The organism is Rhizobium sp. N324 (assembly GCF_001664485.1).
GTDB lineage: Bacteria > Pseudomonadota > Alphaproteobacteria > Rhizobiales > Rhizobiaceae > Rhizobium.
The window spans coordinates 3,252,470-3,274,348 of the sequence record NZ_CP013630.1 but is presented as its reverse complement, the minus strand read 5'-3'; the positions used below and the strand labels follow the sequence as shown (position 1 = coordinate 3,274,348).

Here is a 21,879-nt window from a genome sequence, read left to right as displayed (position 1 = left end):
CCTACAGAGACATATCAAAAATGGAAATCCCGCCTTTCGGCGGGATTCACGTTGGCGTGGATCGGTTCAGGCGACCTTTTCGAGGGCGGGGTAATCGACATAACCCCTGGCGGTGCCGCCATAGAAGGTCGCCTGGTCGGGCGTGTTGAGCGGCAGGTTGTTCGCCAGCCGTCCGACGAGATCGGGATTGGCGATGAAAGGTTTGCCGAAGGCGACGAGGTCGGCGCGGCCGCTTTCGACGGCGTCGATCGCCAGATCGCGGTCATAACCGTTATTGACCATCCAGTCGGCCTTGCCGCCGGCCTTTTCATAAGCCTGGCGCAGCGCCTTATAATCGAAGGAAGGATTGTCGCCCTGGCGATAGTCGCGGTCGCCGCCGGTCTGGCCTTCGATGACATGGATATAGGCGAGAGCGTATATTGCCAGGCCTTCGACGACGTGGGTGAAGGTCGCTTGCGGATTGGAATCGTAGCTTTCACCCGACGGCGTTACCGGCGAGATGCGGATCGCGGTGCGGCCTGCGCCGATTTCCTTCACCACGGCATCGACGACCTCGAAGGCCAGCCGCGTGCGGTTTTCGATCGAGCCGCCATATTGGTCGGTGCGATCGTTGACGCCGTCGCGGATGAACTGGTCGAGTAGGTAGCCGTTGGCGCCATGGATCTCAACGCCATCGAAGCCGGCGTCGATCGCCGCACGAGCGGCCTTGCGGTAATCCTCGACGATGCCGGGGATTTCGGCGGTTTCGAGCGCGCGCGGTTCGGAGGTGTCGGCAAAGCTGCCGCTGCCGTCGCCATCGACCAGATAGGTCTTGGCCTTGGCGACGCGGTCGGTGGAGGAGACCGGCTTGTTGCCGTTCGGCTGCAGCGTCGTGTGCGAGATGCGGCCGACATGCCACATCTGGACGACGATCTTGCCGCCGCCAGCGTGAACGGCGTCGGTCACGCGCTTCCAGCCGTCGAGAGCCTCTTTGCTATAAAGGCCGGGCACGTCGGCATAGCCTTGGCCCTGATGGGTGATCGCGGTCGCTTCGGTGATGATCAGGCCAGCCGTGGCGCGCTGGCGGTAATATTCGACATTGAGGTCATTGGGGATGGCGCCCGGCGAGCGGTTGCGGGTGAGCGGCGCCATGACGATGCGGTTTTTGACAGTGATGTCGCCGACCTTTGTGGGTTCGAAAAGCTTGGCCATGATGGTCCTTTCTTTTGCGGGGGGATCACTCGGCGGGGGCAAGTGCGGCCCGGCCCCGGGCAGAGAGATAGGTGAGTCCAGTCGCGCCGAGGCCGATCAGGGCCATCAAGGCTGCGGCGAGCGGAACGCGGGTAAGATCGAAGCCGGCATCGATGACGAGGCCGCCGACCCAGGCGCCGAGCGCATTGCCGGTGTTGAAGGCGCCGATATTGATGGTTGAAACCAGGTTCGGAGCGTCCTTGCCGAAGCCGACGACGCCGACCTGCAGCGCCGGCACGGCGGCAAAACTTGCCAGTGCCCAGAGAAAGAGCGTGATTTCAGCCGGGATGAAGAAGTGGCTGGTGTAACTGAAGGCAATCGAGGTGAGGGCGATCGCGGCGAAGACGCCGGCAAGCGTCGCGCCAAGCCGCCAGTCGGCCAGTTTGCCGCCGAGGAGATTGCCGATGGTCAGCCCGAGGCCGATCAGGAATAGCGTCCAGGTGACGCCTTCCGGCGAAACGCCGGTGACGTCGCGCAGCAGCGGCGCGATATAGGTGAAGAGCGCGAACATCGAGGCGGCGAAGAAGACGGTGGTGGAAAGCGCCAGCCACAGACCGCCATTTTTGAGCGCTGCGATTTCGCGCAGAATACTGCCGTTTTCCTGCTGCTTATCCCTGGGCAGGATGGCGATCAGGCCTGCGATAGTGACGACGCCGATGACGGTGACGATCCCGAAGGTGGCGCGCCAGCCATAGGCCTGGCCGATCGCGGTGCCGAGCGGCACGCCGAGAACATTGGCAAGCGTCAGGCCGGTAAACATCAGGGCGACGGCGCGGGCCTTGCGGTCTTCGGCGACCAGGCCGGCGGCGACGACCGAACCGATGCCGAAGAAGGCGCCGTGGCAAAGCGCGGTAACGATACGGGCGATCATCAGCACCCAGTAGCCGCTTGCCAGAGCGCAAAGCAGGTTGCCGGCGATGAAGAAGGCCATCAGCGCGATCAGGGCGGTGCGGCGCTTCAGCTTCGCGGTGGAAATAGCCATCACCGGGGCGCCGATCGCGACCGCCAGCGCATAACCGGTGACCAGCCACCCGGCCTGCGGGATCGTCACCGAGAGATCGGCGGCGACCTCGGGCAGCAGACCCATGATGACGAATTCCGTGGTGCCTATCGCAAACGAGCTCAAGGCGAGGACGAGAAGGGCGAGGGGCATTTCAAAGATCCTGCGTCAGTTGCTTCAGGAAGGCAGCGATCGTTTCTTCGTTGCGCTTGTAGAAGATCCACTGTCCGACGCGTTTGGTGGTGACGAGGCCGGCGCGATGCAGCGTTCCCAAATGGGCCGAGACCGTCGACTGCGACAGGCCGCAACGCTCGAACTGGCTGGCGCAGACGCCCATTTCGAAGGGATGCTCCTGCGAGGGGAAATGCTGCTCGGGATTTTTCAGCCAGGTCAGAATGTCCATCCGGGTGGGATGGGCGAGCGCCTTGATAATCTCGTCTTTGTCCATCGTTGTTCGCCGAATTATAAATCGTTATTTATCGATATATTGATCGTCAGGCGCCGATATGCAAATCACGGAGGCGTGAGGCGGCGAGTTTTGTCAGGTGAGCAAAATTTGGGCAAAAAAAGAGGGCCACCGGAAAACCAGGGCCCTTGTAATTGTGAAGGTCAAAAACCTCCAGAGGGGAACAGCTAATGCGGTGGTACTGGGAGAGAAACCACAAGATGCATCAGCTGAGAGAGATATGGTGCTTCCTTGGGCAGGTTTCAATGCTTTTTTGTGCATGCCTGCTATGCGCCGCACAATTTTTTTGCGGTGCGGCATTTCCCGGAGAGCCAAGGCAAAAAAAGAGGGCCACTGGAAAACCAGGGCCCTTATAAGTGTGAAGGTCAAAAACCTCCAGAGGGGAACAGCTAATGCGGTGGAACTGGGAGGAAAAGCCACCATGTGCATCAGCTATGTGCGATATGGTGGTTTAATGGGCAAACGGCAACCCTTATTTGTGCATGCCAGTTATGCGCTGTCCGCATAGTATGGAAATCATTCCATAAATCTGGCTCAAAAATTCCAGTTTCTGGCCTTGCTGACGATGAAATCACGGAAAGCCTTCAGCTTGGCGGCGTTCTTGATCTCATCGGGATAGCAGAAATAGGTGTCGAAGGAGGGGACGTCGGCATTGATCGCCAGCTGGATCAGGCCGGGATCGCGGCCGACGATGTAATCCGGCAGGCAGGCGACGCCAATGCCGAGCAGGGCGGCGCGCTTGATCGAGGTCTGGCTGTTGATCTGCAGATGCGGGATGCGCTTGTTATCCGACGAGCGGCCTGCCACCTCGAGCCAGTTGACGTCGAGCAAATAGCTCGGCGCCGGCTCGCCGAAGGTGATGATGCGGTGATTGTCGAGATCCTCGATCTTCTGCGGCTCACCGTGGCGGTTGATGTAGGAGGGCGCAGCATAGACGTGCATGTGCACGGTGAAGAGCTTGCGCTGGATGAGGTCGGATTGCTGCGGCTGGCGCAGGCGGATGGCGCAGTCGGCATGGCGCATGTTCACATCCACTTCCTCGTTGTCGAGGATCAGCTGGATCTGCACATCGGGATAAAGCTGCAGGAATTCCTGGATCTTGTCGGTGAGCCAGCCCTGGCCGAGACCGACCGTCGTCGTCACGCGCAGCTTGCCGGACGGTGTCTCGTTGGTCTCGGTGAGCTGCATCTTCACGGTTTCGAGCTTCAGCAGCACGTCGTGGGCGGTGCGGTAGAGCAGCTCGCCCTGTTCCGTCAGGATCAGGCCGCGCGCATGGCGGTGAAACAGCTTGGTGCCGACATCCTGCTCCAGCGCGCTGACCTGGCGGCTGATGGCGGATTGGGACAGATGCAGCTTATCCGCCGCATGCGTGAACGAACCCGCCTCGGCAGCTGCGTGAAAAATACGCAGCTTGTCCCAATCCAATGGCATTCCCCCACCCCTCATGCCGATCCTACTCCGCTGCCACGGCGACGGGCACGTGGCTCGTCAGATAGCGCTCGGCTTCCAGTGCCGCCATGCATCCCAGGCCGGCGGCGGTGATCGCCTGGCGGAACGTATCGTCGGTCACGTCGCCGGCGGCATAGACCCCTTCGAGGCTGGTCGCGGTCGAATCCGGCGCGGTCCAGAGATAGCCGTTGTCCTTCAGCTTCAGCTTGTCCTTGAAAAGTTCGGTTGCCGGCGCATGGCCGATGGCGACGAAGACGCCGTCGATCGGCATCTCGGTGATCACACCGGTCCTGGTGTCGCGCAGCCGCGCGCCGGTGACGGATTGCGGCATCGGGGGCTTGGCCGGCGTGCCGGTGATTTCGGCCACTTCGGTGTTCCACAGTACCTTGACGTTCTCCTTGGAGAACAAGCGTTCCTGCAGGATCTTCTCGGCCCGGAAGAAGTCGCGGCGGTGGACCAATGTCACCGACTTGGCGATGTTGGAGAGGTAGAGCGCCTCCTCGACGGCGCTGTTGCCGCCGCCGACCACGATCACATCCTTGTTGCGATAGAAGAAGCCGTCGCAGGTGGCGCAGGCCGAAACGCCGAAGCCCTGGAAATGCTGCTCGCTCTCGATGCCGAGCCATTTGGCCTTGGCGCCGGTGGCGATGATCAGCGTGTCAGCGGTCCAGACCTGGCCGCTGTCGGTGCGGGCGACGAAGGGACGCTGGTTCATGTCGACTTCGGTCACCAGGTCGTTGACGATCTCGGCGCCGACATGTTTTGCCTGCTGCAGCATCTGTTCCATCAGCCAGGGGCCCTGGATCGGATCGGCAAAGCCCGGATAGTTCTCGACATCGGTGGTGATCATCAGCTGGCCGCCCTGTTCGAGGCCGGCGATCAGAACCGGCTTCAGCATGGCGCGCGCGGCATAGACCGCGGCGGTATAGCCTGCGGGTCCGGAACCGATGATGAGCACCTTCGTGTGGCGGGCGGGCATGTCATTTCCTTTCGACTGGCGGGAGGGCGGCGGCTAAGTGGCGATTGCGGCCGTTTCGCGGTCCCTGCGCCATTTATGAACGTCCAATGCTTTTATTCAAGGGCAGCCTTGCGTTACCAACAAGGCAAATCACCCGGATGTGCAAGAATCCGTCATCGGCGTGAAACATTCTTGCGTATTCCGCCGCTTTATATAGAAGCTCCCCGCGGAGAATTAAAGAAAGGCAATGATGTGGGTCGCGCCGAACTCGACGTCATCGATATAAAGATCCTCCGGGAATTGCAGGCCGATGGCCGCATGACCAATGTGGAGCTTGCCGATCGCGTCGGCATTTCGGCGCCGCCCTGCCTGCGCCGGGTGCGCAAGCTCGAGGAAGCCGGCATCATCGAGGGCTACCATGCGATGCTGAACAGCCCGAGGCTGGGCTTCGATCTCGTCGCTTTCTGCATGGTCGGCCTCAAGCATCAGTCGGAAGGCAATCTCAAGGCCTTTGCCGCCGCCACCACCGAATGGCCGCTGGTGCGGCAGGCCTGGATGGTCTCCGGCGACAGCGATTTCCTGCTGCATTGCGTGGCTGAAAATCTCACCCACTTCCAGGATTTCGTCATCGAGGTGCTGACCGCCAACGAACATGTCGATACCGTGCGCACCATGCTGACGATCCGGCAGGTGAAGAAGCTGGGACTGGTGGAAGTCTGAAACCGTCTATTTGCGTGCGGTATAGCCGCCGCGGTTGATGCCGTGGCGCTGGAGCTTGTCGTAAAACGTCTTTCTCGGAATGCCGAGCGCCTCAATGGTGCTGCGCACGTCGCCGTCATTGGCTGTGAGCGCCTCGCGGATGATCTCCGCCTCGTAGCGTTCCAGCCGTTCGGGCAGGGTGCCGCCGCCGGTCGGCTGGGCAGGGACGGGTGCGGCTGCGCCGCCTTCGACGCCCAGCACCACACGCTCGGCATAGTGCGAGAGCTCGCGGACATTGCCCGGCCATGCGTGCGAGGCAAAGTGGCGGCGCATCCCGGGCGACAGCTCCGGCACCTCTCTGCGGAAGCGCTCGGCGGCGCGGGCGGCGAAGTGGGAAAACAGCAGCGGAATATCGTCGCGGCGCTCCCTCAGCGGCGGAATGGAGATCGTCACTACATTCAGCCGGTAATAGAGATCCTCGCGAAAATCGCCGCGCAGCTCGGGATCGCCGAGGTCGATCTTGGCGGCCGCGACGACGCGGAGATCGACCGGGCGCACCTCATTGGTGCCGAGCGGGGTGATTTCGCGCATTTCCAGCACCCGCAGCATCTTGACCTGGGTGGCGACCGGCATGCTCTCGATCTCGTCAAGGAAAAGCGTGCCACCGCTTGCATGTTCAATGCGGCCGGTGCGGCGTTTTTGGGCGCCGGTAAAGGCGCCGGCCTCGTGGCCGAACAGCTCGCTTTCGATGACGGTTTCGGGTAGCGCCCCGCAGTTCAGCGCCACGAAATTGCCCTTCCGGCGGTGGCTCCACTGATGCAGGATCTGGGCCACGACTTCCTTGCCGCTGCCGGTTTCGCCGGCCACGAGCACGTCGACATCGGTATCGGCGATGTGGCGCAGAATCTTCCGCAAATTTTCCATGACCGGCGTCTGGCCGATCAGTGGCGAATTCTCCTGCGCATCCTCGGCCGCTTTGCGCAGCATGCGGTTTTCCAGGATAAGCCGCCGCTTCTCGCCGGCGCGACGCACGCTTTGAACCAGCCGGTCGGCCGCAAACGGTTTGGCGATGAAATCATAGGCGCCGTTCTGGATCGCCTGCACGGCCATCGGAATATCGCCATGGCCGGTCATCAGGATCACCGGCAGGTCGGCGTCCATGCTCTTCAGCGTGGCAAACAGCTGCAATCCGTCGATCTCCGGCATGCGGATATCGGTCACGACGGGGCCGGCAAAGTCGGCGGGCAGGTCGGCCAGAGCGGCCTTCGCACCATCATAGGCGGAAACGGAAAATCCGGCGAGCTCGAGCGTCTGGGCGGTGGCGCGGCGCAAATCCTTATCGTCGTCGATCAGCGCAACCGGCATCACTGTGGTCATGATCTCAAGCCTTCCTCAAATGCACGACGAACCGGGTTCCGCTGCCGTCGCTGTCGACCTCCATCCGGCCGCCGTAATCGCCGACGATATCCTTGGAGATGACCAGCCCGAGGCCGAGGCCGCTTTCCTTAGAGGTGTTGAACGGCGTGAACAGGCCCTTGCGGATCTCCGGCGAAATGCCGGGGCCGTTGTCGGCGACCGTCAGCGCCACCATGTCCCCTTCGCTTGACGTCCTGACCTCGACGCGCGCCTCGTCGGCCTTCGGCGCCACGGCTTCAAGCGCGTTCTGAAGCAAGTTGATCAGCACCTGTTCGAGGCGGATCCTGTTGCCCATGACCTGCAGGTCGGCCGGCGGCAGGTCGATGTCGAGCGTGTCCATGCGGCCGGCAAAGCGGCTGCGCAACAGCATCACGGCGCCCTCGATCACGTCCTTCAAGCCGGTCGGTTCGGCGCCGCCGCGGCCCTTGCGGGCGAAGGTCTTCAGCTCGTCGGTGATCGAACCGATGCGCTCCGTCAGCGCCGCGATGTTTTCGAGATTTTCTCCGGCAGGAGCGGTCTGACCGCGGTCGAGAAAGGTGCGGGCATTGTCGGCATAGGCACGGATGGTCGCCACCGGCTGGTTGATCTCATGGGCGACGCCGGCGGCAACCTGACCGAGGATCGCCAGCCGGTTGGCCTGCACCAGATCCTGCTGCACCGCCTGCAGCTTCTGCTCCGTATTCCGGTGGCCGATGATCTCGGCCTGCAGCCGGTCGCGCGCCTGGCTGAGATCGAGCGTCCGTTCGGCAACGCGCCGTTCCAGCTCCTCCCGCGCCTGCTGTTCCCTGAAAATCTTCAGGGTGACCGTCTGGCGGCGGCGCAGCAGGAAGGCCGCGCCCGCCAGCAGCGGCAAGAGCGTGAGCAATGCCAGCATGCGGGCTTCGCGAACGCCAGCGTCCACGGATGGTCCGAGCGTCACGAGGTGCTGCAAACGCCAGGCGGTGGCTGGAACCGGCATCCCGACATCGAGAAATCTGGTTTTTCCGGCGCCGCCCGGCATGACGATCTCTACGACGTCGAGCCTGTCGCCAAGGCTGCGGACGGTATCGAGCGGCAGCGGCTGAAGCGGCGCATCGCCGAATTGCAGGCTCTCGCGGATCGCCGTCAGCCGGTCTTCGGCGATCCGGCCGATGGTCATGAACCGCCAGGAGGGAATGCTGGTGATGAGGACGATGCCGCGGTCGTCAGTGACGTAGGACGGTGCGTCGCTCGCATTCCAGTCGGCCTCGACGTCGTCGAACTCCACCTTGACCACGACGACGCCGAGCAGCCCATTGCTGCCGGTGATCCGCTCGGAGATATAGAGCCCGGGTTTCTTGCTGACGGTGCCGAGCGCGAAGCGCTCGGCTTGTCCTGCAGCGACCGCGCCCTGGAAATATTCCCGGAAACGATAGTCGTTGCCGACGAAGCTCGTCGGTTCGCGCCAGTTGCTGGCCGCAACCGCCATGCCGTCCTTGTCGATGACATAGATGACGGCAGCCTTCGTGCCCGCCGCCAGCGTTTCCAGCTTCCGGCTGAGCTCACCGAACGTGGCGGCATCGTTTCCTGTCAGCGCTGCGGCGAGTGCCGTGTCCTGCGACAGCACGAAGGGCAGCGCCCGGTATTTTTCGAGAACCGTGCGCAGCAATGCCGCATTCAGCCTGGCATCGGTGCGGGCCTGCTCTTCGAGGGCCGTCTCGGCCTGGCGGCGACCGATCTCGCCGCTTGCCCACAGGCTTGCGGCGACGGCGACAAGGGCGATCACCGCATAGGCCCACCACATCCGGCGGATGCGGTGCCGCAGAGGCAGGGAAGGCCACAGCGATGACAGGGACAGGGACATGGCGGATTTGTGCATTTTTCTGCACTGGTTGCAAAGGGATTTGTGCGGACTTCCGCATTTCTTAACGAGCCGGCAATGAGCTAAGATTTTTTTACTATGTGAAATCAATTGCTTAATTCGATGACGTCAAACTGGCACGGTGATTGCGAAGGAGAAGGCAACAACGGCTGAGCTGTTGGATTGAAGCGAACGGCTCGGGAGGCCGGAGTTGTTCGGACGAGCCTTAAGGAGGACATCATGATCGCAGCACCATTCGATGCAGTCGCAGAGAGCAAGGGCAAGAAGCCCTTTTATTCCCATCTTTACGTTCAGGTTCTCGCCGCTATCGCCGCGGGTATCCTTCTCGGCCATTTCTATCCCGAACTCGGCGCCCAGTTGAAGCCGCTCGGCGATGCCTTCATCAAGCTCGTCAAGATGATCATCGCCCCGGTCATCTTCCTGACGGTGGCGACCGGCATTGCCGGCATGAGCGACCTGAAGAAGGTCGGCCGCGTCGCCGGCAAGGCAATGTTGTACTTCCTCACCTTCTCGACATTGGCGCTCGTCATCGGCATGGTCGTCGCCAATGTCGTCCAGCCCGGCGCCGGCATGAACATCGATCCGGCATCGCTGGATCCTGCCGCCGTCGCCAGTTTTGCCACCAAGGCGCATGAGCAGAGCATCGTCGGCTTCCTCACCAATATCATTCCGTCGACGATCGTCGGCGCTTTTGCCGATGGCGACATTCTGCAGGTGCTGTTCTTCTCGGTGCTCTTCGGGGTCGCGCTCGCCATGGTCGGCGAAAAGGGCGAGCAGGTCGTCAATTTCCTCAACGCCTTGACGGCTCCGGTCTTCAAGCTCGTCGCCATCCTGATGAAGGCCGCCCCGATCGGCGCCTTCGGCGCCATGGCCTTCACGATCGGCAAGTACGGCATCGGCTCGATCGCCAATCTCGCCATGCTGATCGGCACCTTCTACATCACCTCGCTGCTCTTCGTTCTCGTCGTTCTCGGCGCCGTCGCCCGCTATAACGGCTTCTCGATCGTGGCGCTGCTGCGCTACATCAAGGAAGAGCTGCTGCTGGTGCTCGGCACGTCGTCGTCGGAGGCCGCCCTTCCGGGCCTGATGAACAAGATGGAGAAGGCCGGCTGCAAGCGCTCGGTCGTCGGTCTCGTCATCCCCACGGGCTATTCCTTCAATCTCGACGGCACCAACATCTATATGACGCTGGCGGCGCTGTTCATCGCCCAGGCAACCGGCATCAATCTCTCCTGGGGTGACCAGATCCTGCTGCTGTTGGTGGCGATGCTGAGCTCCAAGGGTGCCGCCGGTATCACCGGCGCCGGCTTCATCACCCTTGCCGCCACGCTTTCCGTCGTGCCTTCCGTGCCGGTTGCCGGCATGGCGCTCATCCTCGGCATCGACCGCTTCATGTCGGAATGCCGGGCGCTGACCAACCTCGTCGGTAATGCCGTGGCGACGATCGTCGTGGCGCGCTGGGAAAACGAACTGGATACGGCGCAGCTTGCCAGAGCCTTGGGCGGCCAGGCAGAAGAGACGGCTCCGGCCGGCGGACTTCAGCCGGCGGAATAATCAGCCACTCGCTAGTCGCGGATATTTGCAACGGCCCGTCATCCGGCGGGCCGTTCGCTTGTCAATAGATCCCGTTCTCTACTCGACGTCATCCTCGGCCTTGTGCCGAGGATCTGCTGCCCTATCGACCGGAGGCAGATGCTCGGGACAAGCCCGAGCATGACGGAGGAGGGGGTGGCTGTCCTTTTCAACAGGCCGCTTCTCGCTCCGCTCAGCCGCGGTTGTCGCTAAGAAGACGGTCGTAAATGGCGCCGATGGCGGTTGCTTCCTTCTCCAGGGCAAAATTCGCCCTGACGTGGCGCAGGGCATTCTCGCCATGCGCGATCGCCAGACCGGGATCGGCGATATAGGGCGCGATCGCCCGTGTCAGTGCTTCGCCATCGGTGGCGACGACGACCGAGCCGGTCTCGCCTTCGGCGATCAGTTCGGCATAGGCGCCGGCGTCCGATGCCACCACCGCCGTCCGCGACGCCATGGCTTCGAGCGGCGTCAGCCCGAAACCCTCGTTGCGGGAAGGGGCGACGTAAAGCGTCAGGCGGCGATACCAGACCTTGATATCGGGCACTTCGCCGAGGAAGAGGATACGGTCGCCGAGGCCAGCCGCCGCGACATCGGCCTTGAGCTTGTCTGCGAAGGCCGTGTGCTCCGCCGTTACCCGGCCGGAGACGACGGCCGTCCATTCGGGGTGCTGCGGCAAGAGTTCGATCATCGCCCGGACGAAGAGATCGGTGCCCTTCTGATGGCGCACGCGGCCGAAACAGCCGACGAGGTGGCGGCCGGGCAGGCCGGTCGCAGCAATACCGTCTTCCGCCGTTTCCGGCGGGTGGAACAGGGAGAGATCGACGCCGTGCTGGATGACGGCGTGCGGTACCTCGAGGAAGGAGCCGGACCGGTCGCTGGTTGCGATCACCGCATCCATGCGGCGGATCAGCCATTTCGTGTAGGCGGTGTGGCGGCGTTGCGCGGCCGAGGTGAAGACCAGCTTCAGCGGCATACGCAGGAGATGGCGAAGCAGGATGCCGACCGCCATCTCATTGTTGCGGCGGGCGTGCCAGACACGCCGGCGCCGGCGGGCCGGCGGGCGCCAGAGACCAAGGAGCTGCGACCATCGCAGCTTCGGCAGGTCTTCCGGCAGGCCGGGGCCGAGGGTTGCGATCCTGACGCCGAGCCGGATCTGGCAGGGGATGAGCTGGACGATGGTCGACGTGACGCCGGAGAGCCGGCGCTTGAAATTGGGCGCGATGATCTCGACGTCACGCATATCAGGCAAGGGATGGGTCTCGTCTGTGGCGGGCGATCAGCCCCAGGAAACCTGGAGGATTTCGTAGGCCTTGGAGCCGCCCGGCGCGTTGACCTCGATGGAATCGCCGACTTCCTTGCCGATCAGCGCGCGCGCAATCGGAGAGGAAATGGAGATGCGGCCGGCTTTGACGTCGGCTTCCTGGTCGCCGACAATCTGGTAGGTCTTTTCTTCCTCGGTGTCCTCGTCGACGAGCTTCACCTTGGCGCCGAACTTGATCTTGTCGCCCGACATCTTGGTGAGGTCGATGACCTCCGCGCGCGCCGTCAGGTCTTCCAGCTCGCTGATGCGGCCTTCATTGTGGCTCTGGGCTTCCTTGGCGGCGTGATATTCGGCGTTTTCGGAAAGGTCGCCATGAGCACGGGCTTCGGCGATCGCCTCGATGATTCGCGGGCGCTCCTCCTGCTGACGCCAGCGCAGCTCTTCCTGCAGCTTGACGAAACCACCCTGTGTCATCGGTACCTTATCAACCATTTTTCTGTCCTTCACTCCCTGTATCCGCCAGCCCTGCTTGACGCAGTCCAGCACACACAAAAGAAAACAGGTCCCGAAGGGGAGCTTCGGAACCGTGCCACAATCCTAGTTAAGTGCTTATAGCAGATCGCCAAGGCCGATTTCCAGAAAATTCGCATGAATGAAATGCAAGCCGCCCCGACAGCCAGTGTCCCGCCGAAAACGCGGCCAAGGCGGGATGACCGTGGTTGACTTTGCGCGTTAGAACATATAGTGAACACACTAATGAAGAAGTCGCTAACAGAACGCTTGGCAATCCTTTCAGACGCCGCCAAATATGACGCTTCCTGCGCCTCCAGCGGCACGGTGAAACGCGATTCGGGAACAAGCGGCGGGCTCGGTTCGACCGAGGGATCCGGCATCTGTCATGCCTATGCGCCGGACGGGCGGTGCATTTCGCTTCTGAAAATACTGCTGACGAATTTCTGCATCTATGACTGTGCCTATTGCGTCAATCGTTCGTCAAGCAATGTCGAACGGGCGCGCTTCACGCCCGAGGAAGTCATCTGGCTGACGCTGGAATTCTACCGGCGCAACTATATCGAGGGGCTGTTCCTGTCCTCGGGCATTATCCGCTCTTCCGATTACACGATGGAAGAGATGGTCCGCATTGTCCGCGAATTGCGCGTGACGCATAATTTTCGCGGTTATATCCATCTGAAATCGATCCCCGAGGCGTCGCCGCGGCTGATCGAGGAGGCGGGGCTGTTTGCCGACCGCCTGTCGCTCAATATCGAGTTGCCGACGGATAACGGCATCAGCCGTTTCGCGCCGGAAAAGAAGCCTGCCAATATCCGCCGATCGATGGGCGATCTGAGGCTGAAGATCGAGGCCGCAGGCGAGCCGACGCTGCGCACGAAGAAGCGTCAGCGCTTCGTGCCGGCCGGCCAGAGCACGCAGATGATTGTCGGCGCCGACGGCGCGAGTGATGCGACGATCCTTGCGACCAGCGGCCGGCTTTACAGCAGCTACGGCCTGAGGCGCGTTTATTATTCCGCCTTTAGCCCGATCCCGGATTCGTCGAAAAACCTGCCGCTGATCAAGCCGCCGCTGATGCGTGAACACCGGCTCTATCAGGCCGACTGGCTCTATCGGTTCTATGGTTTCGGCATCGACGAGATCACCGCCAGCCAGACGGACGGGATGCTCGATCTGAACCTCGACCCGAAGCTTGCCTGGGCGCTCGCCAACCGCGCCGAATTTCCGGTCGACATCAACAAAGCCGAGCGGGAACGCTTGCTGCGCGTGCCCGGTCTCGGCACCAAAACCGTCAAATCGATCGTTTCGGCCCGCCGTTTTCGCCGCCTGCGGCTCGACGATCTCTCGCGGCTCGGCATTTCTATCAAGAAGGTACAGTCCTTCATCTCGGCGGAAGGCTGGTCGCCGCGCCGGCTGATCGACCGCCCGGACCTTCGCGCCATGTTCGAGCCGAAGCCTGAACAATTGTCGTTGCTATGATGCGCCGGGTCGTGCTTGCAGGACGGGGCGACCTTGCCGAATGGCGTGATGCCGCGCGCGCCTTCGCGGCCGCCGGCATATTGCCCGAGGAGATCGACTGGCGGGAAAAAAGCGCGGAGGCCGATCTTGCATTCCAACGCGACGCCATGCCGCCGGCGCCTGTGACACGCAAGCCGATGACGGTGCCGCCGGCCTTTATCGAGCTTGCGGAGACCGTGCTTTGCCATTGCGACCCGGCGCGCTTCTCGCTGCTTTACCGGCTGCTCTGGCGGCTGCAGCTGGACCGGCAACTGCTTGAGGTGGCCTCCGACGAGGATGTCGTGCGGGCCCGGCTGATGGCAAAAAATGTGCATCGCGACGCCCACAAGATGACGGCTTTCGTCCGCTTCAAGGAGGTCGGCGCGGTTTCCTCGGGACGGCGAAAATTCATCGCCTGGTTCGAGCCGGACCATCATATTGTCCGGCGTACCGCGCCTTTTTTCCAGAGGCGCTTTACCGACATGGACTGGCTGATCGCCACGCCCAAGGGCTCGGCGGCCTGGGATGGCGAAAGGCTGACGATGAACGACGCGCCGTGCGAGAAGCCCAATCTCACCGATGCCACCGACGATCTCTGGCGCACCTATTATGCGAGCATCTTCAATCCGGCGCGGCTGAAGCTGAAGGCGATGCAGGCGGAAATGCCGAAAAAATACTGGAAGAACCTCCCGGAGGCCGATCTCATTCCGGGTCTGATCGCATCGGCCGAAAGCAAGGTGCGGGAGATGGCGGCAAGGGAGGCAACGCAATCGCTGCCCTTTCACGACCGGCTGCAGCAGGCGGCGCGCAACCTTCCCACAGAACCCGAAGCGCCGGCCGGCACGCTGGAAGCCCTGCGCGCCGAGGCTGCCGCCTGCACCCGCTGTCCGCTTCACGCCAAGGCCACGCAAACCGTGTTCGGGGAGGGGCCGCGCGATGCGGCGGTGATGTTCGTCGGCGAGCAGCCGGGCGATCAGGAGGATATTGCAGGACGCCCTTTCGTCGGTCCGGCCGGCAAGCTTTTCGATCAGGTCATTGCGGAGGCGGGCATCGACCGTTCGATGGTCTACGTCACCAACTCAGTCAAGCATTTCAAATACGAGCCGCGCGGCAAGCGGCGCATTCACCAGAAGCCCAATATGGGCGAGGTCAAACATTGCCGCTGGTGGCTGGATCAGGAGCTGACACTCATCAAGCCGAAGCTGATCGTCGCCATGGGGGCGACGGCGCTTGCGGCGCTGACCGATATGAAAGAGCGCCTGCAGGACGTCAGGGGAACGGCGATGGCGATCGAAGGGGGGCGCACGCTCTTCGTGACGGTGCATCCCTCCTATCTTCTGCGCATTCCCGACGAGCGGCTGAAGGTGGAGGAGATGGCGCGCTTTCGTCAGGATATGTTGGAGATTCATCGGCTTATGACGTCAGCCGGATAAAGTGATTCCGCTTTAAGTCCCGTCACCGCTCATCGAGCGGTGACGCTGTTCTTTGTTTTTTGCGCAATTCCGGACGCAAAACCGCGGGCGCAGATTTGCTGGAATTGCTTCAACCTCAGGCGAAGTAGCTCTGCAGCGGCCGCACTTCGAGATTGCCGGCCTTCAGCGCCTTGATCGCCTGGGCGGCGGCTTCGGCGCCGGCCATCGTCGTGTAGTAGGGCACCTTCTGCATCAGCGTCGCGCGGCGCAGCGATTTCGAATCCGAGATCGCCTTGTTGCCGTCGGTGGTGTTGATGACGAGCTGGACCTGGCGGTTGCGGATGGCGTCCTCGATATGCGGACGGCCTTCGAGCACCTTGTTGATCTTGGTGGCGGTGATGCCGTTTTCGCCGAGGAAGCGGGCGGTGCCACCGGTTGCCAGCACCTTGAAGCCCTGTTCGACGAGAATGCGGATCGCCGGCAGCACGCGCACCTTGTCCTCGTCGCGCACGGAGACGAAGACCGTGCCGTCACGCGGCAGTTCGACGCCGGCGCCCAGCTGCGACTTGGCGAAGGCCAGCGCGAAATCGGTATCGAGGCCGATGACTTCGCCGGTCGAGCGCATTTCCGGGCCGAGCAGGGTGTCGACGCCGGGGAAGCGAGCGAAGGGGAAGACGGCTTCCTTGACGGCGATATGCGTGAGCTTGCGTGGATCGGGCTTCTGGCCGTAGGCGGCAAAGGTCGCATCGAGTTTTTCGCCGGCCATGACACGGGCGGCGATCTTGGCGATCGGCGCGCCGATGGTCTTGGCGACGAAGGGCACGGTGCGCGAGGCGCGCGGATTGACTTCGAGAACGTAGACGATGCCGTCCTTGATGGCGAACTGGACGTTCATCAGGCCGCCGACATTGAGCGCCTTGGCCATCGCCTTTGCCTGGCGCTCGAGTTCGTCGAGCAGGTCGACGGGCAGCGAACGCGGCGGCAGCGAGCAGGCACTGTCACCTGAATGAATGCCGGCTTCTTCGATATGCTCCATGATGCCGGCGACGTAGACGTCGGTTCCATCAGAGAGGCAGTCGACATCGACTTCGATGGCGTGGCTGAGGTAGCTGTCGAAGAGCAGCGGGTTCTTGCCGAGAAGGGTGTTGATCTGGCCGGTCTTGTCGTTGGGATAACGCTGCTTGATATCTTCGGGCACCAGTTCCGGAACCGTGTCGAGCAGATAGGTCTGCAGCTGGCCCTCCGAATGCAGGATCTGCATGGCGCGGCCGCCGAGAACGTAAGACGGGCGCACGACCAGCGGGAAGCCGATCTCGGCGGCGACCAGGCGGGCCTGCTCGACCGAATAGGCGATGCCGTTGTTCGGCTGGTTGAGATCGAGCTTCATCAGCAGCTTCTGGAAGCGGTCGCGGTCCTCGGCGAGGTCGATCATGTCGGGCGCGGTGCCGAGGATCGGGATGCCGTTCTTTTCGAGCGCCTCGGCAAGCTTCAGCGGCGTCTGGCCGCCGAACTGGACGATGACGCCGACGACTTCGCCCTTTTCCTGCTCGGCGCGCAGGATCTCGATCACGTCCTCGGCCGTCAGCGGCTCGAAATACAGGCGATCCGACGTGTCGTAGTCGGTCGAGACGGTTTCCGGGTTGCAGTTGATCATGATGGCTTCGTAACCCGCATCCTTCAGCGCGAAGGCGGCATGGCAGCAGCAATAATCGAACTCGATGCCTTGGCCGATGCGGTTCGGGCCGCCGCCGAGGATGACGACCTTCTTGCGGTCGGATACTTCGGCTTCCGAGCGAGCGGCGCCGACGAAGGGGGTCTCGTAGGTCGAATACATATAGGCGGTCGGCGAGGCGAATTCGGCCGCACAGGTATCGATGCGCTTGAAGACCGGGCGGACGTTCAGGCCGTTGCGGAGTTCAGCGACCTGCTTGGGGCGCTTGCCGGCGAGCGTCGCCAGACGGGCGTCGGAAAAGCCCATCGCCTTCAGCATGCGCAGGTTGGCCGCATCTTCAGGCAAGCCATGCTCGCGGATGCGGGCCTCCATGTCGATGATGTTCTTGAGTTCGGCGATGAACCACGGATCGATCTTGCAGCCCTCATGCACCTCTTCGATGCTGAGACCCATACGCAGCGCCTGGGCAACCATGCGCAGGCGATCCGGGGTCGGCGTGCCGATCGCGGCGCGGATGGCGTTGTGGCTGGATTCGCCTTCTTCGGAATCGGGGATCTCGATTTCGTCGAGGCCGGTCAGGCCGGTTTCGAGGCCGCGCAGCGCCTTCTGCAGCGATTCGGCGAAGGTGCGGCCGATCGCCATCACTTCGCCGACGGATTTCATCGCGGTCGTCAGCACCGGCGAGGCGCCGGGGAATTTCTCGAAGGCGAAACGCGGGATCTTGGTGACGACATAGTCGATCGACGGTTCGAAGGAGGCAGGCGTTGCGCCGCCGGTGATGTCGTTGTCCAACTCGTCGAGCGTATAACCGATGGCGAGTTTGGCGGCGACCTTGGCGATCGGGAAACCGGTGGCCTTGGAAGCGAGCGCCGAAGAGCGCGAGACGCGCGGGTTCATTTCGATGACGACCAGGCGGCCGTCCTTCGGATTGACGGCGAACTGGACGTTCGAGCCGCCGGTCTCGACCCCGATCTCGCGCAGCACTGCGATCGAGGCGTTGCGCATGATCTGGTATTCCTTGTCGGTCAGCGTCAGCGCCGGGGCGACGGTGATCGAATCGCCGGTGTGGACGCCCATCGGATCGATGTTTTCGATCGAGCAGATGATGATGCAGTTGTCCGCCGTGTCGCGGACGACCTCCATCTCATACTCCTTCCAGCCGAGCACCGATTCTTCGATCAGCACTTCGGTCGTCGGCGAGGCATCGAGGCCGCCGCCGACGATTTCGAAGAATTCCGAGCGGTTGTAGGCGATGCCGCCGCCGGTGCCGCCCAACGTGAAGGACGGGCGGATGATCGCCGGCAGGCCGACATGATCGAGCGCCTGAGCGGCAATCGCCACGGCGTGGTTCATGTAGCGCTGCTTGCGATCGCTCTCGCCGAGGTTCCACTGGTTTTCCAGTTCATCCAGCGCCTTGTCGAGGTCCGGGCCGGAGAGGCTCTCGCGCAGCTTGCTGCGCTCGGCTTCGTGCGTCTTGCGGTCGAGGTCCTTGATGTCGGTGGCATTCGCCAGCATCGAGCGCGGCGTTTCCAATCCGATGCGGGCCATCGCCTCGCGGAACAGCGCCCGGTCTTCGGCCATGTCGATGGCGGCCGGCTTGGCGCCGATCATCTCGACATTGTAGCGGTCGAGCACGCCCATGCGCTTCAGCGAAAGCGCGGTATTTAGCGCCGTCTGGCCGCCCATGGTCGGCAGCAGCGCATCCGGGCGCTCCTTGGCGATGATCTTGGCGACGACCTCCGGGGTGATCGGCTCGACGTAAGTGGCGTCGGCAAGGCCTGGATCGGTCATGATCGTCGCCGGGTTGGAATTGACGAGGATGACGCGGTAGCCTTCCTCCCTCAGTGCCTTGCAGGCCTGGGTGCCGGAATAATCGAACTCGCATGCCTGGCCAATGACGATCGGTCCTGCGCCGATGATGAGGATCGATTTGATGTCTTGGCGCTTCGGCATGGGCGATATCCACTATCTGGCTGCGCAAAAAGCCGGCCAGGGTGGGAGATCACCGGGTCGGGTCGCGCATTGAGGTCTTTTCAGGCTAGAAGCGGCTTATAGGCAAATGTATTTGCAAACGGAACCCCATAAATCGCGGAATCGACAGGAATCCAACATGGTGCGGAAGACTATTTCGTCAGGAGCGACTACCCCCCGATGAACGCGCTGGAATTCCGGCCGTCGACGGATATATAGATTCCTGAAGTGCAATCACGGGCATTGCCGGGGAGAACGAAGATGGAATGGAGAGGCCGGCGTCAGTCCGACAACGTCGAGGATCGCCGCGGCGATCCGAGCAGCGGCGGTTTCGGCCGCGGCGGCGGCTTTAACTTTCCCTCCGGCGGCGGCGTTCGCCGTGCCGGCGGCGGCTTGAGCATCGGCACGATCATCTTCCTCGTCGTTATCTATTTCATCTTCAAGATGATGGGCGTCGATCTGCTACAGGTGCTCGAAGGCGGCGGCATGTCGAGCGGTCCAGGCTACGAGCAGAGCCAGTCGCAAGGCACCCGCACGCCCGCCAATGACGAGATGACCGCTTTCATGCGCACCGTGCTTGCCGAAACCGAGGATACTTGGACGGGCATCTTCCAGGCGCAGGGCAGGGATTACGAGGAGCCTCGCCTGGTGCTGTTCTCAGACCAGACGCAGTCGGCCTGCGGCTTTGCCTCTGCCGCGACCGGTCCGTTCTACTGCCCTGAAGATCATAAGGTCTATCTCGACACGGCTTTCTTCCAGGAGCTTTCCGACCGGTTCGGTGCGTCGGGCGATTTCGCCGAGGCTTATGTCGTCGCCCACGAGGTCGGCCACCACGTGCAGAACCTGCTCGGCATCCTGCCGAAGTTCAACCAGGCCCGCCAGCGCATGAGCGAGGAGGAGGCCAACAAGATGTCGGTGCGCGTCGAGCTGCAGGCCGATTGCTTCGCCGGCATCTGGGGCAAATTTACCCAGCAGAAGGGCCTGCTGGAGTCGGGCGACCTTGAGGAAGCTCTGAATGCCGCCCAGCAGATCGGCGACGATACGCTGCAGAAACGGTCGCAGGGTTACGTCGTGCCCGAAAGTTTCAACCACGGCACCTCGCAACAGCGCGTCAGATGGTTCAAGCGCGGCTTCGACAGCGGCCAGCTGTCGGCTTGCGATACGTTTTCGGGGCCGGTTTGAGGGCCAAACATTCTTCTTCGTGACGGCCCCGAAAACGCCTGATGCTGTTTTCTCCCCTCTTCTCCCCAGCGGGGGTCCGAAGGACGGGTTGAGACCCGTGGCTCAACCCCGGTCGGTGGCCCGAAGGGTCGGATGGGCCGCACGGCACAACATTCATTGTTGCCCTTCGCTTGCGCGCAGCGCATTCGCGGCTCTGTCGCTCACCCCCTCATCTGCCTGCCGGCACTGACCGGGGTCGAGCCGCGGGTCTCGACCCGTCCTTCGGACCCCCGCTGGGGAGAAGGGAATCGTGGCAATGCCCTTGCTCTCCTCATTCCCACAATCACACGCCGCGCTCTCCGGTTGATCCCTCTCATGAACTTCCCGTTCTGCATTATCAAAAACTTTGAAATGTTCACGGATTGTTTCGGTTTCTTTTCTGAGCTATGTCACTTTCTCGGCGACGAGATCGTCTTTTCAGAACCAACCGCTGTAGAGATGCCTCATGCTTGACCCCAAATTCGTCCGCCGCGGCCTTTTCCTGGTCTTCATCATCCTCTTCCTCGACATTATCGGCATTGCCATCATCATGCCGGTGCTGCCGGCCTATCTGGAGCAGCTGACCGGCGGCGGCGTCAGCGATGCGGCGATCGACGGCGGCTGGCTGATGCTGGTCTATGCCGGCATGCAATTCCTGTTCGCGCCGCTACTCGGAAACCTCTCCGACCGGTTCGGCCGCCGGCCGATCCTTCTGCTGTCGGTGCTGACATTCGCGATCGACAATTTCATCTGCGGCATCGCCACCAGCTTCTGGATGCTGTTTGTCGGCCGTGTGCTTGCCGGCATCAGTGGCGGCAGCTTCGCCACCTGCTCGGCCTATATCGCCGATATCAGCACCGAGGAGAACCGGGCGAAGAATTTCGGGCTGATCGGCATCGCCTTCGGCGTCGGCTTCACCATCGGTCCGGTCATCGGCGGCTTCCTCGGCGAATTCGGCCCGCGTGTGCCGTTTCTCGGCGCAGCAGCACTCTCGCTCGTCAATTTCATCGCCGCCTGCTTCCTGCTGCCGGAAACGCTGGAGGCTAGGAATCGCCGCCGCTTCGAGTGGAAGCGCGCCAATCCGCTCGGCGCGCTGCGGCAGATGCGCCATTATCCGGGCATCGGCTGGGTCAGCCTCGTCATGTTCCTGTTCTTCCTGGCGCATGCCGTCTATCCCTCCGTCTGGTCCTTCGTCTCGACCTATCGCTACGGGTGGAGCGAGGGGCAGATCGGCCTGTCGCTCGGCATTTACGGCATCGGCGCGGCGCTGGTGATGGGACTGGTCCTGCCGCGTATCGTGCCTCTGCTCGGCGAATGGAAGACAGCGCTTCTTGGCCTCTGTTTTTCGGCCGCAGGGCTTACCGGCTATGCCTTCGCCTGGGAGGGCTGGGTGGTCTATGTCGTCATCGTCGCGACCGTCATGGAAAACGTCGCCGATCCGCCGCTGCGCAGCATTGCCGCCGGCAAGGTGCCGCCCTCGGCGCAGGGCGAGTTGCAGGGGGCGCTGACCAGTCTGAGTAGCATCACCACCATCGTCGGGCCGCTCATCTTCACGCAGTTGTTCAGCTATTTCACCCGGCCCGAAGCGCCTGTCACTTTTGCCGGCGCGCCCTATCTGACCGCCGCCCTGTTCATCCTGGTAGCCGCCGGCGTGTTCCTCGTGCGGGTCCGGGTCCGTCAGCCGGCCGAGGCGCTTGAGGTGGCGGGCTGATCAATCAGAAAT

General features: G+C 62.5%; 18 protein-coding genes. 8 read left to right on the top strand and 10 right to left on the bottom strand.

The annotated features are described in order from the left end of the window. Positions 1 to 66: 66 nt before the first annotated feature. Genes AMK05_RS15730 through AMK05_RS15720 form a run of 3 tightly spaced genes read right to left on the bottom strand, consistent with a single transcriptional unit; the run spans position 67 to position 2,678 of the window. A complete protein-coding gene (locus tag AMK05_RS15730; protein WP_064839906.1) occupies positions 67 to 1,191 on the bottom strand; it encodes an alkene reductase in 1,125 nt (374 codons plus the stop codon). Between the two features lie 25 nt (positions 1,192 to 1,216). After that, on the bottom strand, positions 1,217 to 2,383 hold the full coding sequence (locus AMK05_RS15725) for an MFS transporter (RefSeq protein WP_064839904.1): 1,167 nt from the start codon (positions 2,381 to 2,383) through the stop codon (positions 1,217 to 1,219). Between the two features lies 1 nt (position 2,384). After that, complete coding sequence (locus tag AMK05_RS15720) at positions 2,385 to 2,678, bottom strand: ArsR/SmtB family transcription factor (protein ID WP_049736231.1); 294 nt, start codon at positions 2,676 to 2,678, stop codon at positions 2,385 to 2,387. A gap of 97 nt (positions 2,679 to 2,775) precedes the next feature. On the opposite strand from AMK05_RS15720, the gene AMK05_RS34615 reads away from it, so the two are divergent. Further along, entirely contained in the window at positions 2,776 to 3,204 is a 429-nt protein-coding gene (locus tag AMK05_RS34615) for a hypothetical protein (RefSeq protein WP_143535260.1), read from the top strand. A 26-nt stretch (positions 3,205 to 3,230) separates the two neighbouring features. On the opposite strand, the gene AMK05_RS15715 is transcribed toward AMK05_RS34615, so the two are convergent. Both AMK05_RS15715 and trxB read right to left on the bottom strand, forming a co-directional pair. Next, positions 3,231 to 4,127: a LysR family transcriptional regulator VtlR gene (locus tag AMK05_RS15715; protein ID WP_003593139.1), complete on the bottom strand. Its 897-nt coding sequence runs from the start codon at positions 4,125 to 4,127 to the stop codon at positions 3,231 to 3,233. Between the two features lie 22 nt (positions 4,128 to 4,149). Continuing rightward, a complete protein-coding gene (trxB, locus tag AMK05_RS15710) occupies positions 4,150 to 5,124 on the bottom strand; it encodes a thioredoxin-disulfide reductase (RefSeq protein WP_064839902.1) in 975 nt (324 codons plus the stop codon). Positions 5,125 to 5,355: 231 nt separating this feature from the next. Here trxB and AMK05_RS15705 point away from each other — a divergent pair, with 231 nt between their 5' ends. Continuing rightward, positions 5,356 to 5,823 carry an Lrp/AsnC family transcriptional regulator gene (locus AMK05_RS15705; RefSeq protein WP_003581087.1) on the top strand — a complete coding sequence of 156 codons (468 nt, stop codon included), beginning with the start codon at positions 5,356 to 5,358 and terminating at the stop codon, positions 5,821 to 5,823. 6 nt (positions 5,824 to 5,829) lie between these two features. On the opposite strand, the gene AMK05_RS15700 is transcribed toward AMK05_RS15705, so the two are convergent. Together AMK05_RS15700 and AMK05_RS15695 are read right to left on the bottom strand one after the other, a co-directional pair. Beyond that, positions 5,830 to 7,179: a sigma-54-dependent transcriptional regulator gene (locus AMK05_RS15700; RefSeq protein ID WP_064839900.1), complete on the bottom strand. Its 1,350-nt coding sequence runs from the start codon at positions 7,177 to 7,179 to the stop codon at positions 5,830 to 5,832. A 4-nt stretch (positions 7,180 to 7,183) separates the two neighbouring features. After that, positions 7,184 to 9,055, bottom strand: coding sequence for a sensor histidine kinase (locus tag AMK05_RS15695; RefSeq protein WP_064839897.1), 1,872 nt, complete (start codon positions 9,053 to 9,055; stop codon positions 7,184 to 7,186). Positions 9,056 to 9,277: 222 nt separating this feature from the next. On the opposite strand from AMK05_RS15695, the gene AMK05_RS15690 reads away from it, so the two are divergent. Beyond that, positions 9,278 to 10,612, top strand: coding sequence for a dicarboxylate/amino acid:cation symporter (locus AMK05_RS15690; protein ID WP_064839895.1), 1,335 nt, complete (start codon positions 9,278 to 9,280; stop codon positions 10,610 to 10,612). A 211-nt stretch (positions 10,613 to 10,823) separates the two neighbouring features. Here AMK05_RS15690 and AMK05_RS15685 read toward each other — a convergent pair whose 3' ends face one another. Further along, positions 10,824 to 11,882 carry a glycosyltransferase family 4 protein gene (locus AMK05_RS15685; protein ID WP_082935675.1) on the bottom strand — a complete coding sequence of 353 codons (1,059 nt, stop codon included), beginning with the start codon at positions 11,880 to 11,882 and terminating at the stop codon, positions 10,824 to 10,826. A gap of 27 nt (positions 11,883 to 11,909) precedes the next feature. After that, on the bottom strand, positions 11,910 to 12,386 hold the full coding sequence (greA, locus tag AMK05_RS15680; protein ID WP_049736238.1) for a transcription elongation factor GreA: 477 nt from the start codon (positions 12,384 to 12,386) through the stop codon (positions 11,910 to 11,912). Between the two features lie 264 nt (positions 12,387 to 12,650). Between greA and AMK05_RS15675 the strand changes: the two genes are divergently transcribed. Together AMK05_RS15675 and AMK05_RS15670 are read left to right on the top strand one after the other, a co-directional pair. Continuing rightward, positions 12,651 to 13,883 carry a putative DNA modification/repair radical SAM protein gene (locus AMK05_RS15675; RefSeq protein ID WP_064839890.1) on the top strand — a complete coding sequence of 411 codons (1,233 nt, stop codon included), beginning with the start codon at positions 12,651 to 12,653 and terminating at the stop codon, positions 13,881 to 13,883. Then, the gene (locus AMK05_RS15670) at positions 13,883 to 15,334 is read left to right on the top strand and encodes a UdgX family uracil-DNA binding protein (RefSeq protein ID WP_064841400.1); all 1,452 of its coding nucleotides are present in this window, start codon (positions 13,883 to 13,885) and stop codon (positions 15,332 to 15,334) included. Before AMK05_RS15675 ends, AMK05_RS15670 begins: the two co-directional genes overlap by 1 nt. Positions 15,335 to 15,449: 115 nt before the next feature. Here AMK05_RS15670 and carB read toward each other — a convergent pair whose 3' ends face one another. After that, a complete protein-coding gene (carB, locus tag AMK05_RS15665) occupies positions 15,450 to 18,938 on the bottom strand; it encodes a carbamoyl-phosphate synthase large subunit (RefSeq protein WP_064839888.1) in 3,489 nt (1,162 codons plus the stop codon). A 279-nt stretch (positions 18,939 to 19,217) separates the two neighbouring features. On the opposite strand from carB, the gene ypfJ reads away from it, so the two are divergent. From ypfJ to AMK05_RS15650, 3 genes are all read left to right on the top strand, one after another. Continuing rightward, complete coding sequence (gene ypfJ, locus AMK05_RS15660) at positions 19,218 to 20,138, top strand: KPN_02809 family neutral zinc metallopeptidase (protein WP_064839886.1); 921 nt, start codon at positions 19,218 to 19,220, stop codon at positions 20,136 to 20,138. A 132-nt stretch (positions 20,139 to 20,270) separates the two neighbouring features. Further along, a complete protein-coding gene (locus AMK05_RS15655) occupies positions 20,271 to 20,630 on the top strand; it encodes a hypothetical protein (protein WP_064839884.1) in 360 nt (119 codons plus the stop codon). Next, a complete protein-coding gene (locus AMK05_RS15650) occupies positions 20,623 to 21,867 on the top strand; it encodes a TCR/Tet family MFS transporter (RefSeq protein WP_064839882.1) in 1,245 nt (414 codons plus the stop codon). Before AMK05_RS15655 ends, AMK05_RS15650 begins: the two co-directional genes overlap by 8 nt. Positions 21,868 to 21,879: the final 12 nt, after the last annotated feature.

Coding starts and splice junctions, on each gene's coding strand:
- AMK05_RS15730 (WP_064839906.1), bottom strand. CDS start 1,191: ATGGCCAAGCTTTTCGAACCCACAAAGGTCGGCGACATCACTGTCAAA.
- AMK05_RS15725 (WP_064839904.1), bottom strand. CDS start 2,383: ATGCCCCTCGCCCTTCTCGTCCTCGCCTTGAGCTCGTTTGCGATAGGC.
- AMK05_RS15720 (WP_049736231.1), bottom strand. CDS start 2,678: ATGGACAAAGACGAGATTATCAAGGCGCTCGCCCATCCCACCCGGATG.
- AMK05_RS15715 (WP_003593139.1), bottom strand. CDS start 4,127: ATGCCATTGGATTGGGACAAGCTGCGTATTTTTCACGCAGCTGCCGAG.
- trxB (WP_064839902.1), bottom strand. CDS start 5,124: ATGCCCGCCCGCCACACGAAGGTGCTCATCATCGGTTCCGGACCCGCA.
- AMK05_RS15700 (WP_064839900.1), bottom strand. CDS start 7,179: ATGACCACAGTGATGCCGGTTGCGCTGATCGACGACGATAAGGATTTG.
- AMK05_RS15695 (WP_064839897.1), bottom strand. CDS start 9,055: ATGCACAAATCCGCCATGTCCCTGTCCCTGTCATCGCTGTGGCCTTCC.
- AMK05_RS15690 (WP_064839895.1), top strand. CDS start 9,278: ATGATCGCAGCACCATTCGATGCAGTCGCAGAGAGCAAGGGCAAGAAG.
- greA (WP_049736238.1), bottom strand. CDS start 12,386: ATGGTTGATAAGGTACCGATGACACAGGGTGGTTTCGTCAAGCTGCAG.
- AMK05_RS15675 (WP_064839890.1), top strand. CDS start 12,651: ATGAAGAAGTCGCTAACAGAACGCTTGGCAATCCTTTCAGACGCCGCC.
- AMK05_RS15670 (WP_064841400.1), top strand. CDS start 13,883: ATGCGCCGGGTCGTGCTTGCAGGACGGGGCGACCTTGCCGAATGGCGT.
- carB (WP_064839888.1), bottom strand. CDS start 18,938: ATGCCGAAGCGCCAAGACATCAAATCGATCCTCATCATCGGCGCAGGA.
- ypfJ (WP_064839886.1), top strand. CDS start 19,218: ATGGAATGGAGAGGCCGGCGTCAGTCCGACAACGTCGAGGATCGCCGC.
- AMK05_RS15655 (WP_064839884.1), top strand. CDS start 20,271: ATGGGCCGCACGGCACAACATTCATTGTTGCCCTTCGCTTGCGCGCAG.
- AMK05_RS15650 (WP_064839882.1), top strand. CDS start 20,623: ATGCTTGACCCCAAATTCGTCCGCCGCGGCCTTTTCCTGGTCTTCATC.